The following is a 12,462-nucleotide window of genomic DNA, read 5'->3' on the forward strand; positions in this document are numbered from 1 at the left end:
ACTGGTCAGCATCCCACGCTGCGTCAGGCGACGATCGCGTCGAGTGCCTTCCGTACGTCGGCGATCAGGTCATCGGTGTCCTCGACGCCGCACGAGAGGCGGATCAGGCCCTCGGGGGTGTCGTCGCCCCACTGCGCCCGCCGGTCGGCGGAGGTGTGCAGCCCGCCGAACGAGGTGGCGGCGAACACCAGGGTCGCGGCCTGCAGGAACTGGTCGGCGGCGGCCTTGCCGGCGAGCGTGAACGTGACCACGCCCGGGACGCGGCGCATCTGCCGGGACGCGACCTCGTGGGCGGGGTCCTCGGGCCGGCCGGGCCAGCGCACCGAGACGACCGCCGGGTGCGCGGCGAGCACCTCGGCGACGGCGGCCGCGTTGGCGGTCTGGCGGGCCAGGCGCAGGTCGAGGGTGCCGATCGAGCGGTGCGCGAGCCACGCCTCGAACGGGCCGGGCACCGCGCCCGTGGCGCCGCGCCAGCCGGTGAGCGCCGCGGTGAGCTGCGGGTCGCGGGTGCACGCATAGCCGAGCAGGATGTCGGAGTGGCCGGTCAGGGCCTTGGTGCCGGACGCGACGGAGATGTCGGCGCCCAGGTCGAGGGGGCGCTGCCCGAGCGGGGTCGCCGCGGTGTTGTCGACGGCGACCAGCCCGCCGCCGGCGTGCACGCGCGCGGCCAGCTCGGCGATGTCGCACACGTCGAGCCCCGGGTTGGCGGGGGTCTCCACCAGCAGCAGCCGGACGGTCTCCAGGGCCGGGTAGGGGCCCGCGGTCGGCGCCTCGACGACGGTGACGCCGCGTTCGCCGAGGTACGACGCCGCGAACGCCCTGGTCTTGTAGTAGCCGTCGGCGGGCACGACGACGGTGTCGCCGGGGCGCAGCACGCTCAGCAGCACGGCGCTGATGGCGGCCATGCCGGAGGCGAAGGTCACACACTCGCCGCCCTCGAGCTCGCCGATCGCGCCTTCCAGCGCGCGCCAGGTCGGGTTGTCGGTGCGCCCGTAACCGTCGACGCCCGGCTGCGGCCCCAGCACCGGATCGAGGTGGTACGGCGCGCCGAAGGCCGGACCGGGCAGGAAGGGCCGGCCGGGCACGGCCTCGGGAACGCCGGCGTGCACGACCCGTGTGCCGTCACCAGTCATGCGGAAAACCCTACTGATGCTCCGCCGTCGACGGGACGCCGGGCCGCTCGGGCTTGGTCTCGCGGGACATGAGCGCGGCGAGCGCCCTGAGCGGGTCGACGCCCTCGTGGCAGACCAGCTCGACCTGCTCGGTGATCGGCATCTCCACGCCGACGCTGTGCGCCAGGTCGCGGATCGACAGGCAGCTCTTGACGCCTTCGGCGGTCTGCCGGGTGGCGGCCTGCGCCTGCTCCAGGGTCTCGCCGCGGCCGAGGTGCTCGCCGAACGTGCGGTTGCGCGACAGCGGCGAGGAGCACGTCGCGACCAGGTCGCCGAGGCCGGCGAGCCCGGCGAACGTCATCAGGTTGGCGCCGAGCGCCCCGCCGAGGCGGGTGGTCTCGGCGAGGCCGCGGGTGATCAGCGTCGCCCGGGTGTTGTCGCCGAATCCGAGCGCGGAGGCCATGCCGTAGGCGAGCGCGATCGCGTTCTTGACGGCGCCGCCGAGCTCGCACCCGATGACGTCGTCGTTGGTGTACGGCCGGAGGTAGCGCGTGCTGATCGCACGCTGGACGAGCTCGGCGCGCCGGATGTCGGTGCACGCCACCACGGTGGCCGCGGGCTGCTCGGCGGCGATCTCGGGGGCCAGGTTGGGCCCGGTGACGACGGCGATGCGGTCGGGCTCGACACCGGCGGAGTCGACGATCACCTCGCTCATCCGCTTGAGCGTGCCCAGCTCGATGCCCTTCATCAGGCTGACGAGCGTGGCGTCGGAGCGGATCGTGCCCGCCCAGGCGCCCAGGTTGTCGCGCAGCGTCTGCGACGGCACGGCGAGCACGACCAGGTCGGCGCCGTCGACGGCCTCGGCGGCGTCGTCGGTCGCGGTGATCGCGCCGGGCAGCCACGTGCCGGGCAGGTAGTCCGGGTTCATGTGCCGCTCGCGGATCGCCTCGGCCACGGCCGGCCGGCGGGCCCAGACGGTGACGTCCGGGGTGCCCGCGTCGGCGAGCAGCTTGGCGAACACCGTGCCCCACGACCCGGCCCCGAGCACCGCGGCGCGTCGAATGCTCATATGCCCTCCGTCATGCTCATGTACGGTCCTGCGCTGCGCTCGGGCCGCTCATGCCGACGCTGCGCTCCGGCGCGCTCATGCGAGCGTCTTGCGCGGTGTCCACAGCGGCGGCGGGGTGCCGCCCCGGATCTCCACGAGCATGTCGCGGAGGTGCAGCATGATGTGGTCGGTGATCTCGTTGAGCGTCTGGGCGGTCGGCTGCGCATCGCCCCAGGCGGACAGGTCGATCGGGTCGCCGGCGATGATCGTCACGTCGGCGCGGGGCAGCAGCTTCAGCTTGCTGGTGCGCGGGTCGTAGATCCGCTCGGGGCCCCACATGACGATCGGGACCATCGGCGCGCGGGTGTCCAGCCAGAGGCGGGCGGCGCCGGTCTTGCCCCGCATCGGCCACAGGTCGGGCTCGCGGGTGGTGGTGCCCTCGGGGTAGATCACCACGGCCTCGCCGCCCCGGACGCCCGCCCGGGCGGCTTCCAGGGCCTTCACGGCGTCGGTGGTGCCGCGGTGGACCGGGATCTGGTGGTTGGCCCGCAGCAGGTAACCCAGCACCGGCACCTTGAACAGGCTGGCCTTGGCCAGGAACGACGGCCATCGGCCGGCGTCGTAGATGTAGTGCGCGACGGCGAGCGGGTCGGCATGGGAGATGTGGTTGACGACCATGATCACCCCACCCTCGGCGGGGATGTGCTCCATGCCCGTCCAGGTCCGGCGGGTCAGCAACTGGATCGTGGGCTTCACGGTCATGACGGCGAAACGCCGCCAGAAGCCGAGCCTCCGGCGCTTCATCTCACCCTCCCCTCACGGTTCTGCTGCGAATCATGCCACTGCCGGGCGCCGTGGCGCCGTGTCAGGATGGGTCATGCTCAGCACCTGGGTGGCGGTCGTGCCTGTCAAGCCGCTCGGGGCGGCGAAGACACGGTTGCGCGGCGCCGTCCCGCGGCCCGCGCATCCCGGCCTGGTGCTGGCCATGGCCCGTGACACGGTCGCGGCGGCGCTCGCCTGCCCGTCGGTGGCCGGGGTCGTCGCGGTCTGCGACGACCCGCTGGTGCGGGCGGAGCTCGTCGCCGACGGCGCCACCTGTCTGCCCGACACCCCGGCCGCCGGACTCAACGCGGCGCTGGCCTTCGGGGCGCGGGCCGCGGGCGGCGCGCCCGTGGTCGCGCTGACCGCCGACCTGCCGGCGATGCGCCCCGCCGACCTGGCGGTCGCCCTGGCCGCGGCGGAGGCGCTGGGCCGCCGCGCGTTCGTGCCGGACCTGGAGGGCAGCGGCACCGTGCTGCTCGCCGCGCCCGCCGGGGTGGCCCTGGACCCGCACTTCGGGCCCGGCTCGGCGGCGGCGCACCTGCGCTCGGGCGCGGTCCGGCTCGACGGCGACTGGCCCAGCCTGCGCCGCGACGTCGACACCGCCGCCGACCTCGACGCCGCCACCGGCCTCGGCCTCGGCCCCCACACGGGCGAGGTCCTCTGCACCCCCGCCTGACGACCGAACCCCGCCTGACGACCGAACCCCGCCTGACGACCAACCCCGCACGACGGCCACCCCCGCACGACGGCAGAGCACCCCGCGCAGGACCGGCGGGCACCCCACGCAGGACCGGCGGGCGCCCCGCGCAACACGGCCGGGTACCGGTGAGTGACGAAAAGCACCCCGGTGCCGTCGAGCAGGCCGGCCGCGGGTGGCAGCGGCGGCGCCGCGGTGACGCGAGACACGCGCCGGTAATCGATGCGCGGTAGCGTGGACTGATGCAGGGGACCGTGGCGACGTTCGACGACGACACCCGCACCGGCACGGTGCTGCTCGACGACGGTGCTGAGCTGCGGTTCCCCGCTGCTGCCTTCGACGCGTCGGGCCTGCGCCACCTCCGCCTGGGGCAGCGGGTCCGCATCGACCGGGACGCCGCCGGGGCCGTCGTCAAGGTCACGCTGCCCACCTTCCCGTAGTGGCCATGCAGCGGGAAGTTCATGTTCAGATCGGCACAAACGGGCCATGATGATCCGGTGGACGAGACGCCGACCGGTCGCAGCCGCCCCCGTAACGCAGCGCAACGCTCCGACCCGCAGAGCGCGCCTCCCAAGGCCGCCCCGCGCAAGGCGGCACCGCGACGGGCGGCCCCTCCGGCGGGCGGCACCGCGCCACGGGTCCGGCGGGCGACGAAGGCCGCGGCACCAGCACCCGGTGAAGACGTGCAGGCGAATCAGGCCGAGCCCGAGGAGGTCACCATGAGCGAGACGGTGACGGAGCAGCCCCTGCTGGTCCCCACCCAGAAGTCCCCCGGTAAGACACACGCCGAGTCCGACGCGCTGGTCGTACCATCCGAGAAACCGCTGCCCGAGGACCGGTATCTCAACCGGGAGCTCTCCTGGCTGGACTTCAACGCCCGGGTGCTGACCCTGGCCGAGGACCCCGCGACCCCGCTGCTGGAGCGCGCGAAGTTCCTCGCCATCTTCGCCAGCAACCTCGACGAGTTCTACATGGTCCGGGTCGCGGGCCTGAAGCGGCGGCTGCAGACCGGCATCCCGGTGCGCCGCCCCGGGTTCCTGCCGCCGACGGAGCAGCTGGAGCAGATCGCCGAGCGCACCACCGCGCTGGTCGCGCGCCAGTCGCGGGTCTTCGCCGAGGAGATCGCCCCGGCGATGGCCGAGGAGCGGATCCACATCGTGCCGTGGAGCGACCTCGACCCGGCCGAGCGGGAGCGGATGCGCACGTCGTTCCGCGAGCAGATCTTCCCGGTGCTGACGCCGCTGGCGGTCGACCCGGCGCACCCGTTCCCCTACATCTCCGGCCTGTCGCTCAACCTGGCGGTCGTGGTGCGGGAGCACGACGGCGGCCCCGAGCTGTTCGCCCGGATCAAGGTGCCCAACAACGTGCCGCGCTTCTACGCGCTGGACCGGACCACCCGCGACGGCGTGCGCACGGTGCGGTTCCTGCCGGTGGAGGAGCTGATCGCCGCGCACCTCGGGCAGCTGTTCTCGGGGATGCAGGTGGTCGAGCACCACCTGTTCCGGGTGACCCGCAACGCCGAGGTCGAGCTGGACGAGGACCGCGACGAGGACCTGCTGCAGGCCCTGGAGCGGGAGCTGGCGCGGCGCCGCTTCGGCCCGCCGGTGCGCCTGGAGGTCGCCGCGTCGATCTCCGACCACGTGCTGGAGCTGCTGGTCCGCGAGCTCGACATGGACTCCCACGACGTGCTGCGGGTGCCGGGCCTGCTCGACCTGACCGCGCTGTGGGAGATCTACAACGGCGTGGACCGGCCGTCGCTGAAGGACCAGCCGTTCGTGCCGGCGACCCACCCGCACTTCGCCGAGGGCGAGACCCCGCGCAGCGTCTTCGCCCGGCTGCGCGACCACGACATCCTGGTGCACCACCCGTACCACTCGTTCTCGACCAGCGTGCAGCGCTTCGTCGAGCAGGCCGCCGCCGACCCCAACGTGCTGGCGATCAAGCTGACGCTGTACCGGACCAGCGGCGACTCCCCGATCGTGGACGCGCTCGTGGACGCGGCCGAGGCCGGCAAGCAGGTCGTGGTGCTGGTCGAGGTGAAGGCCCGGTTCGACGAGAAGGCCAACATCGGCTGGGCGAGGACGCTGGAGCGGGCCGGCTGCCACGTCGTCTACGGCCTCGTCGGGCTCAAGACCCACACGAAGACGGCCCTCGTGGTGCGCCAGGAGGGCAACCACATCCGGCGGTACTGCCACGTCGGCACCGGCAACTACCACCCGAAGACGGCCCGGCTCTACGAGGACTACGGGCTGCTCACCGCGGACCCGGAGGTCGGCGCCGACCTCACCGACCTGTTCAACGTGCTCACCGGGTACAGCCGCCAGACCTCCTACCGCCGGCTGCTGGTCGCGCCGCACGGCGTCCGGCGCGGCATCATCGACCGGATCGACCGGGAGATCTCCCTCGGCGAGCAGGGCCTGATCCAGCTGAAGGTCAACTCGCTGGTCGACGAGGAGATCATCGACTCGCTCTACCGCGCCGGCCAGGCCGGCGTGAGCGTCGACCTGATCGTGCGCGGCATCTGCGCGCTGCGGCCGGGCGTGCCGGGCCTGTCGGACAACATCCGGGTCCGATCGGTGCTCGGCCGGTTCCTGGAGCACTCGCGGGTGTTCCGGTTCGGCCGCGACGCCTCCGCCGAATACTGGATCGGCTCCGCGGACCTCATGCACCGCAACCTGGACCGCCGGGTCGAGGCGCTGGTCAAGGTCACCGACCCGGTCGCGGCCGGCGAGCTCGACCGGGTGCTGAAGCTGATGATGAGCGACGACACCGGCGCGTTCGAGCTGGCCGGCGACGGCACCTGGCACCGCCGGCAGGGCAAGAACCCGCAGGAGGCCCTGCTGCGCCGCATCGTCGACCGGGTGGAGCCGGCGTGAGCGGGCCGGAGCGCAGCGGAAGCCCCCGAACCACAGGCGCGGTCGCGGCGGAGGCGGCGACGTGAGGTTCTCTGTCGGGGACGGGTTCACGCTGCCCGACCTGGACGGCCGCGACGTCGACGCCACCTTCCACGACACCCCGGACGGCGCCCTCGCCCGCGCCGGGGTGTCGCTGCGCCAGCACGGCGACGGCACGTGGACGCTGCTGCTGCCGCGGCGGGGCCGGGAGCTGCACAGCCAGGCCGCGGGTGCCGGCGTCGTCCCGCCGGACCTGCTCGACGCGGTGACCGCCTTCCGCCGCGGCGCGGACCTCGGCGCGGTGCGGACGGTCCGCTCAGCCGTGCACGTGTCTTCGGCGGCGGGTGGTGTACTGGCCGAGGTCCGCCTCCTGTCCGAGCGCGGGACGGGCCGCCGCCCCCGGCGGGTCGAGGTGCTGCCGGTCGACGGCACGCCCGAGGACCTGGCCCGCATCGCGGGCGCGCTGACCGCGGCCGGCGCGGTGCCCGACCCGGACGGCGCCGCGGGCCCGCCGGAGCCCGACGACAGCGCCGGCGCGGTCCTCACCGACGCGCTCCGCGACGGCGTCGCGCGGATCCTGCGGCACGACGCGTTCGCCCGGCTGCGCGAGACGATGCCCAACGGCGACACCCCCGTGCACCAGATGCGGGTCGGCACCCGGCGGCTGCGCAGCGACCTGCAGACGTTCCAGGCGCTGCTCGACCCGGCCTGGAGCCGGCCGCTGCGGGCGGAGCTGGGCCGGCTGGCCGGCGCGCTCGGCGGCGCCCGCGACATCGAGGTGATGCGGGCCCGGCTGCACGTGACCGCCGCCGCCGACCCGCTCGTGGCGGTGGACGCCGAGTCGGTGGGCCGGATCGACGCCGCGCTCGCCGGGCGGCAGGAGACGGCCCTGTCGGCGCTGGACGAGGCGCTGCGCTCGCCGCGCTACGTCCAGCTCCTCGACGCGCTGACCCGCCCGCCCAGGCTCGTCGGCCGGCACGGGGCGCCCGCCGGGCGGGTGCTGCCGGGTCTGGTCCGCAAGCCGTGGCGGCAGCTGGTGGCCGGCGCCGACGCGCTGACCCCCGAGCTGCCCGACGACGACTGGCACGAGGTGCGCAAGCTGGCCAAGCGGGCCCGGTACGCGTTCTCCTGGGTGCCCGGCCCCGAGGCCGCGGTGCTCGCCAAGCGGGTCGCGAAGGCGCAGAAGGTGCTCGGCGAGCACCAGGACGCGGCGACCGCGGCCGACACGTGGCTGTTCGTGGCGCGGTTCCTCGACCGTGGCGACCACCGTCTCGCCGTCACGGCGGGCAGACTGTTCGAGCGGGAGCGGGCCGCCGTCACCCGGGCACGCGCCGCGTTCCCGGCGGTGTGGGCCGCGGTCTGCGAGGAGAACACCACAGCATGGCTGAAGTGAACACGGTCGTCCGCGCGGCGGGTGGCGTGGTGTGGCGCCCGGCGCGGGACGGTGTCGAGATCGTGCTGGTGCACCGCCCGCGGTACGACGACTGGTCCCTGCCCAAGGGCAAGGTCGACCCCGGCGAGCACGAGCTGGCCGCCGCGGTGCGGGAGGTCCACGAGGAGACGCTGGTGCGGGGTGTGCCGCAGGCCAGGCTGCCCTCGATCCGCTACCTGACCAGCGAGCCGGGCGTGGAGAAGGTCGTCGACTACTGGTCGATGCGGGCGCTGCTGTGGCAGGACCGGCCCGCGGACGACGAGATCGAGGAGGCGCGCTGGGTGCCGGTCGCGCAGGCGCCCGCGCTGCTGAGCTACGCGCACGACCGGGGTGTGGTGAAGGCGTTCCTGGACCTGCCGCCCGTGACGGCGGTGGTCGCCCTGGTCCGCCACGCGCACGCGGGCAAGCGCAAGGAGTGGGCCGGCCCGGACGCGGACCGCCCGCTGGACACGGCCGGCGTGGGCCACGCGGCGGCGCTGAGCGCCCTCCTGCGGCTCCTGCGGCCCGAATGGGTGGTGTCGGCCACCCCCTTGCGGTGCCGGCAGACGGTGGAGCCGCTGGAGATGCCGTTCGACCTGGACGGCGCGTTCGACGAGGGCCGGTCCCCCGAGGCGGCCGCGGCCGCGCTGCGAACCCTCGCGGCGCGGGGCGGGGCGAGCGTCGTGTGCAGCCAGGGCAAGTTGATGCCGCCGCTGCTGACCGTATTGACCGGACGCACCAATGTGGACTTCCACACCCGCAAGGGCACCGGCTGGGTGCTCACCTTCAGCGGTGACCGGCTCCTCGGCTGGGATCCGGTGCGCCCGCTGCGGGTCTGACGCACAAACGGAAGGGGCGGCGCCGCGAGTTCGCGGCGCCGCCCCTTTCCGTTGCCTTACCTCACTTGGCGGCGGCCTTCTTGGCGGGCGCCTTCTTGGCGGCCGTCGTGGTGGCGGCGGTGGCCGTCTTGCGCGCGGTCGTCGACGCGGCGGCGCGCGTGGTCTTCGCGGCGGCCTTCTTGGCGGGGGCGGCCTTGGTCGCGGCGGCCTTGGCCGGAGCGGCCTTCGCCGCCGCCTTGGTCGCGGTCGCCTTGGTGGCGGCCTTGGCCGGGGCGGCCTTCGCCGTGGTGGCCTTGGCGGTCGTCGCCTTGGCGGCGGCCTTGGCCGGAGCGGCCTTCGCCGTGGTGGCCTTGGCGGTCGTCGCCTTCGCGGCGGCGGTCTTCGTGGCGGCGGCGGCCTTCTTGGCCGGCGCGGCCTTCGGCACCTTGCCGGCGGCGACCATCTCGCGGAAGCTGGCGCCGGCCCGGAAAGCAGGCACCGACGTCTTCTTCACCTTCACGGCCTCACCGGTGCGCGGGTTACGCGCGGTTCTCGCACCACGCACGCGCTTCTCGAAGACGCCGAAACCGGTGATGGCGACCTTGTCGCCCTTGGTCACGGCGGCCTGAATCTCGGCGAGCACCGCGTCCAGCGCCGCGTTTGCCGACTTCTTGTCGCCCAGGCGAGCGCTGAGCGCCTCGATGAGCTCGGCCTTGTTCACGTTGTTTCCTCCCGTACCAGAAATGAAGTCCCTGTGGGCAAGGTATCCCAACGCTCACAGAATACAAACATTAGACGGAAAAGAAATCGTTGTGGAGCAACGGATTCGGCCGGCGGCTCATCGAGACGCCCAGGCGGGGCCTAGTGAACGACGGGTGTCCACTCCGGACGGCCTTGTTCGAAGGCGGTGATGGCCTCCTCGTGGCGCAGCGTCAGACCGATGTCGTCCAGGCCTTCCAGCAGGCGCCAACGGCTGAAATCGTCGATCGGGAAGGCCCATTCACGGTCCCCCGCACGCAACTGCCGATCCTGCAGATCGACCGTTACCGCCAACTGCGGATCCGCTTCGATCGCGGCCCACAGCTCCTCGACGAGTTTCAGGTCCAGCTCGACGGGCAGGAGCCCGGCCTTGAGCGCGTTGCCCCGGAAGATGTCGCCGAAACGCGGCGCGACGACCGCCTTGAAGCCGTAGTTCTGCAGCGCCCAGACGGCGTGCTCGCGCGACGATCCGGTGCCGAAGTCGGGCCCGGCGACAAGGATCGAGGCGCCCGTGTACGCGGGATTGTTGAGCACGAATGCGGGATCCGAGCGCCACGCGTTGAACAACCCGTCTTCGAACCCGGTTCGGGTGACGCGCTTGAGGTAGACGGCGGGGATGATCTGGTCGGTGTCCACGTTGGACCGGCGCAGCGGGACGGCCGTGCCGGTGTGGACGGTGAACTTCTCCATGTCGGATTCCTGCCTGTCTTCTCGGTCAGTTCAGGTCCGCGGGGGCCGCCAGGCGGCCGACGACGGCGGTAGCGGCGGCGACCTGCGGCGACACCAGGTGGGTGCGCCCACCACGGCCCTGCCGGCCCTCGAAGTTACGGTTGGAGGTCGAGGCGGAGCGCTCGCCCGGCTTCAGCGTGTCCGGGTTCATGCCCAGGCACATCGAGCAGCCCGCGAAGCGCCACTCGGCCCCGGCCGCGGTGAAGACCTCGTTGAGGCCCTCCTCCTCGGCCGCGGCACGGACCGACGCGGACCCCGGCACGACGAGCATGCGCACGCTGTCGGCGACCTTGCGCCCGCGCAGCACGTCGGCGGCGGCCCGCAGGTCCTCGAGCCGGCCGTTGGTGCACGAGCCGAGGAAGACCACGTCCACCGCGACGTCGCGCAGCGGCGTGCCCGGTGTCAGGTCCATGTACTCCAGCGCCTTCTGCGCCGCGACGCGGTCGGCGTCCTCGGCGAAGTCGGCCGGGTTCGGCACGCTCGCGCCCAGCGGCGCCCCCTGGCCCGGGTTGGTGCCCCAGGTGACGAACGGGGTGAGGTGGGTGATGTCGAGCGTCACCTCGGTGTCGAACTTCGCGCCCTCGTCGGTGCGCAGCGTCTGCCAGTACGCCTTCGCGCGGTCCCACGCCTCGCCCTTCGGCGCGTACTCGCGGCCCTCGACGTAGGCGAACGTGGTCTCGTCCGGCGCGATCATGCCGGCCTTGGCGCCCCACTCGATGGACATGTTGGAGACCGTCATCCGGCCCTCCATCGACATCTTCTCGATCGCGGGCCCGCGGTACTCCACCACATGGCCGCGGCCGCCGCCGGTGCCGACCTGGGTGATGAGCGCCAGCACCAGGTCCTTCGCCGTGACGCCGGGGGCGAGCTCGCCGACGACGTTCACCGCCATCGTCTTGAGGTGCGGCTGCGGCAGCGTCTGGGTCGCCAGGACGTGCTCGACCTCGCTGGTGCCGATGCCGAACGCGATCGAGCCGAACGCGCCGTGCGTGGAGGTGTGCGAGTCGCCGCACACGATCGTCATGCCCGGCTGGGTCAGGCCCAGCTGCGGTCCCATGACGTGGACGACGCCCTGCTGCGCGTCGCCGAGCGAGTGCCGGCGCACACCGAACTCGTCGCAGTTGCGCCGCAGCGTCTCGATCTGGGTGCGCGACACGGGGTCGCTGATCGTCAGCAGGTTGTCGGTCGGCGTGTTGTGGTCCTCGGTCGCGATCGTCAGGTCGGGACGGCGCACCGGCCGCCCACCCAGCCGCAGGCCGTCGAACGCCTGCGGGCTGGTGACCTCGTGGACCAGGTGCAGGTCGATGTACAGCAGATCCGGCTCGCCTGCGGCGGAACGGACGACGTGCGCGTCCCACACCTTCTCTGCGAGCGTCCGCGGTCGTGCTTCTCCCACCATCTGGACATCCTAAAGTTTGGGAGGTATGTTTCGGTCTGTGGGACACAGTATGAGCGGTGTCGGCGTGCTCGACAAGGCGGTGGTCATTCTGGCCGCCTGTGTCGACGGCGCCAGCCTTGCCGAACTGGTGGACCGGACCAAGCTTCCCCGGGCAACGGCGCACCGGCTCGCACAGGCCCTGGAAATCCACCGATTGCTTGTTCGTGACGCGCAAGGACGCTGGCGGCCGGGCCCGCGTCTGGGCGAGCTAGCCAACGCGGCACCGGACGTTCTCCTGACCGCGGCCGAGCCGATGCTCACCGCACTGCGCGACGCGACCGGCGAAAGCGCGCAGCTCTACCTCCGCCGCGCCGACGAGCGGCTCTGCGTGGCCGCCGCCGAGCGCGCCAGCGGGCTGCGCGACACGGTGCCGATCGGCTCGGTGCTGCCGATGACCGCCGGCTCCGCCGCCCAGGTGCTCCTCGCGTGGGAGCCGCCGGAGGCGGTGATGCCGCTGCTGCCGCGCTGCAAGTTCACCGGCCGCACCCTCGCCGAGGTCCGCCGCCGCGGCTGGGCACAGAGCGTCGCCGAGCGCGAGGCCGGCGTGGCCAGCGTCTCCGCGCCGATCCGCGACCGGACCGGCCGGGTCATCGCCGCGATCAGCGTGTCGGGCCCGATCGAGCGGCTCGGCCGGCGCCCCGGCGACCGCCACGCGATGGCCGTGGTGCGGGCCGGGCAGCGCCTCTCCGGCCTGTAACGTGCGGCACATCGGGGGCCTGTAGCGTGCGGCACAT

11 protein-coding genes and 1 pseudogene are annotated in these 12,462 nt (G+C 73.3%); 6 read left to right on the forward strand and 6 right to left on the reverse strand.

Annotation, left to right across the window (positions count from 1 at the left end; genetic code table 11):
• Positions 1 to 23: 23 nt before the first annotated feature.
• The 3 genes from AB0J72_RS03765 to AB0J72_RS03775 all read right to left on the reverse strand — a co-directional run bounded on the left by AB0J72_RS03765 (position 24) and on the right by AB0J72_RS03775 (position 2,964).
• Positions 24 to 1,133: a cystathionine gamma-lyase gene (locus AB0J72_RS03765; protein ID WP_363394070.1), complete on the reverse strand. Its 1,110-nt coding sequence runs from the start codon at positions 1,131 to 1,133 to the stop codon at positions 24 to 26.
• 10 nt (positions 1,134 to 1,143) lie between these two features.
• Complete coding sequence (locus AB0J72_RS03770; RefSeq protein ID WP_363394073.1) at positions 1,144 to 2,181, reverse strand: NAD(P)H-dependent glycerol-3-phosphate dehydrogenase; 1,038 nt, start codon at positions 2,179 to 2,181, stop codon at positions 1,144 to 1,146.
• 75 nt (positions 2,182 to 2,256) lie between these two features.
• Complete coding sequence (locus AB0J72_RS03775) at positions 2,257 to 2,964, reverse strand: lysophospholipid acyltransferase family protein (protein WP_363394075.1); 708 nt, start codon at positions 2,962 to 2,964, stop codon at positions 2,257 to 2,259.
• A 73-nt stretch (positions 2,965 to 3,037) separates the two neighbouring features.
• Here AB0J72_RS03775 and cofC point away from each other — a divergent pair, with 73 nt between their 5' ends.
• From cofC to AB0J72_RS03800, 5 genes and pseudogenes are all read left to right on the forward strand, one after another.
• Complete coding sequence (cofC, locus tag AB0J72_RS03780; RefSeq protein WP_363394077.1) at positions 3,038 to 3,658, forward strand: 2-phospho-L-lactate guanylyltransferase; 621 nt, start codon at positions 3,038 to 3,040, stop codon at positions 3,656 to 3,658.
• 263 nt (positions 3,659 to 3,921) lie between these two features.
• Positions 3,922 to 4,119 carry a cold-shock protein gene (locus tag AB0J72_RS03785; RefSeq protein ID WP_344508022.1) on the forward strand — a complete coding sequence of 66 codons (198 nt, stop codon included), beginning with the start codon at positions 3,922 to 3,924 and terminating at the stop codon, positions 4,117 to 4,119.
• 153 nt (positions 4,120 to 4,272) lie between these two features.
• Positions 4,273 to 6,555: pseudogene (locus AB0J72_RS03790) on the forward strand (RNA degradosome polyphosphate kinase); the annotation flags it as partial.
• A gap of 61 nt (positions 6,556 to 6,616) precedes the next feature.
• Positions 6,617 to 7,966 carry a CHAD domain-containing protein gene (locus tag AB0J72_RS03795; protein ID WP_363394079.1) on the forward strand — a complete coding sequence of 450 codons (1,350 nt, stop codon included), beginning with the start codon at positions 6,617 to 6,619 and terminating at the stop codon, positions 7,964 to 7,966.
• Positions 7,954 to 8,823, forward strand: a complete 870-nt coding sequence (locus tag AB0J72_RS03800; protein ID WP_363394082.1) for an NUDIX hydrolase — start codon at positions 7,954 to 7,956, stop codon at positions 8,821 to 8,823. Before AB0J72_RS03795 ends, AB0J72_RS03800 begins: the two co-directional genes overlap by 13 nt.
• Before the next feature lie 61 nt (positions 8,824 to 8,884).
• On the opposite strand, the gene AB0J72_RS03805 is transcribed toward AB0J72_RS03800, so the two are convergent.
• From AB0J72_RS03805 to leuC, 3 genes are all read right to left on the reverse strand, one after another.
• Positions 8,885 to 9,523, reverse strand: a complete 639-nt coding sequence (locus AB0J72_RS03805; RefSeq protein WP_363394085.1) for an HU family DNA-binding protein — start codon at positions 9,521 to 9,523, stop codon at positions 8,885 to 8,887.
• A 140-nt stretch (positions 9,524 to 9,663) separates the two neighbouring features.
• Entirely contained in the window at positions 9,664 to 10,251 is a 588-nt protein-coding gene (gene leuD / locus AB0J72_RS03810; protein ID WP_354888817.1) for a 3-isopropylmalate dehydratase small subunit, read from the reverse strand.
• Between the two features lie 25 nt (positions 10,252 to 10,276).
• Positions 10,277 to 11,689 carry a 3-isopropylmalate dehydratase large subunit gene (leuC, locus tag AB0J72_RS03815; protein ID WP_363394088.1) on the reverse strand — a complete coding sequence of 471 codons (1,413 nt, stop codon included), beginning with the start codon at positions 11,687 to 11,689 and terminating at the stop codon, positions 10,277 to 10,279.
• A gap of 49 nt (positions 11,690 to 11,738) precedes the next feature.
• Between leuC and AB0J72_RS03820 the strand changes: the two genes are divergently transcribed.
• Positions 11,739 to 12,425 carry an IclR family transcriptional regulator gene (locus AB0J72_RS03820; RefSeq protein ID WP_033357786.1) on the forward strand — a complete coding sequence of 229 codons (687 nt, stop codon included), beginning with the start codon at positions 11,739 to 11,741 and terminating at the stop codon, positions 12,423 to 12,425.
• The last annotated feature ends 37 nt before the right edge of the window (positions 12,426 to 12,462 follow it).

It is taken from the genome of Dactylosporangium sp. NPDC049742, from assembly GCF_040674675.1.
GTDB lineage: Bacteria > Actinomycetota > Actinomycetes > Mycobacteriales > Micromonosporaceae > Dactylosporangium > Dactylosporangium maewongense.

Excerpts from the sequence above, each read along its gene's own strand:
- leuC (WP_363394088.1), bottom strand. The coding sequence starts at position 11,689 with ATGGTGGGAGAAGCACGACCGCGGACGCTCGCAGAGAAGGTGTGGGAC.
- AB0J72_RS03820 (WP_033357786.1), top strand. The coding sequence starts at position 11,739 with ATGAGCGGTGTCGGCGTGCTCGACAAGGCGGTGGTCATTCTGGCCGCC.
- AB0J72_RS03770 (WP_363394073.1), bottom strand. The coding sequence starts at position 2,181 with ATGAGCATTCGACGCGCCGCGGTGCTCGGGGCCGGGTCGTGGGGCACG.
- AB0J72_RS03785 (WP_344508022.1), top strand. The coding sequence starts at position 3,922 with ATGCAGGGGACCGTGGCGACGTTCGACGACGACACCCGCACCGGCACG.
- AB0J72_RS03765 (WP_363394070.1), bottom strand. The coding sequence starts at position 1,133 with ATGACTGGTGACGGCACACGGGTCGTGCACGCCGGCGTTCCCGAGGCC.
- cofC (WP_363394077.1), top strand. The coding sequence starts at position 3,038 with ATGCTCAGCACCTGGGTGGCGGTCGTGCCTGTCAAGCCGCTCGGGGCG.
- leuD (WP_354888817.1), bottom strand. The coding sequence starts at position 10,251 with ATGGAGAAGTTCACCGTCCACACCGGCACGGCCGTCCCGCTGCGCCGG.
- AB0J72_RS03800 (WP_363394082.1), top strand. The coding sequence starts at position 7,954 with ATGGCTGAAGTGAACACGGTCGTCCGCGCGGCGGGTGGCGTGGTGTGG.
- AB0J72_RS03775 (WP_363394075.1), bottom strand. The coding sequence starts at position 2,964 with ATGAAGCGCCGGAGGCTCGGCTTCTGGCGGCGTTTCGCCGTCATGACC.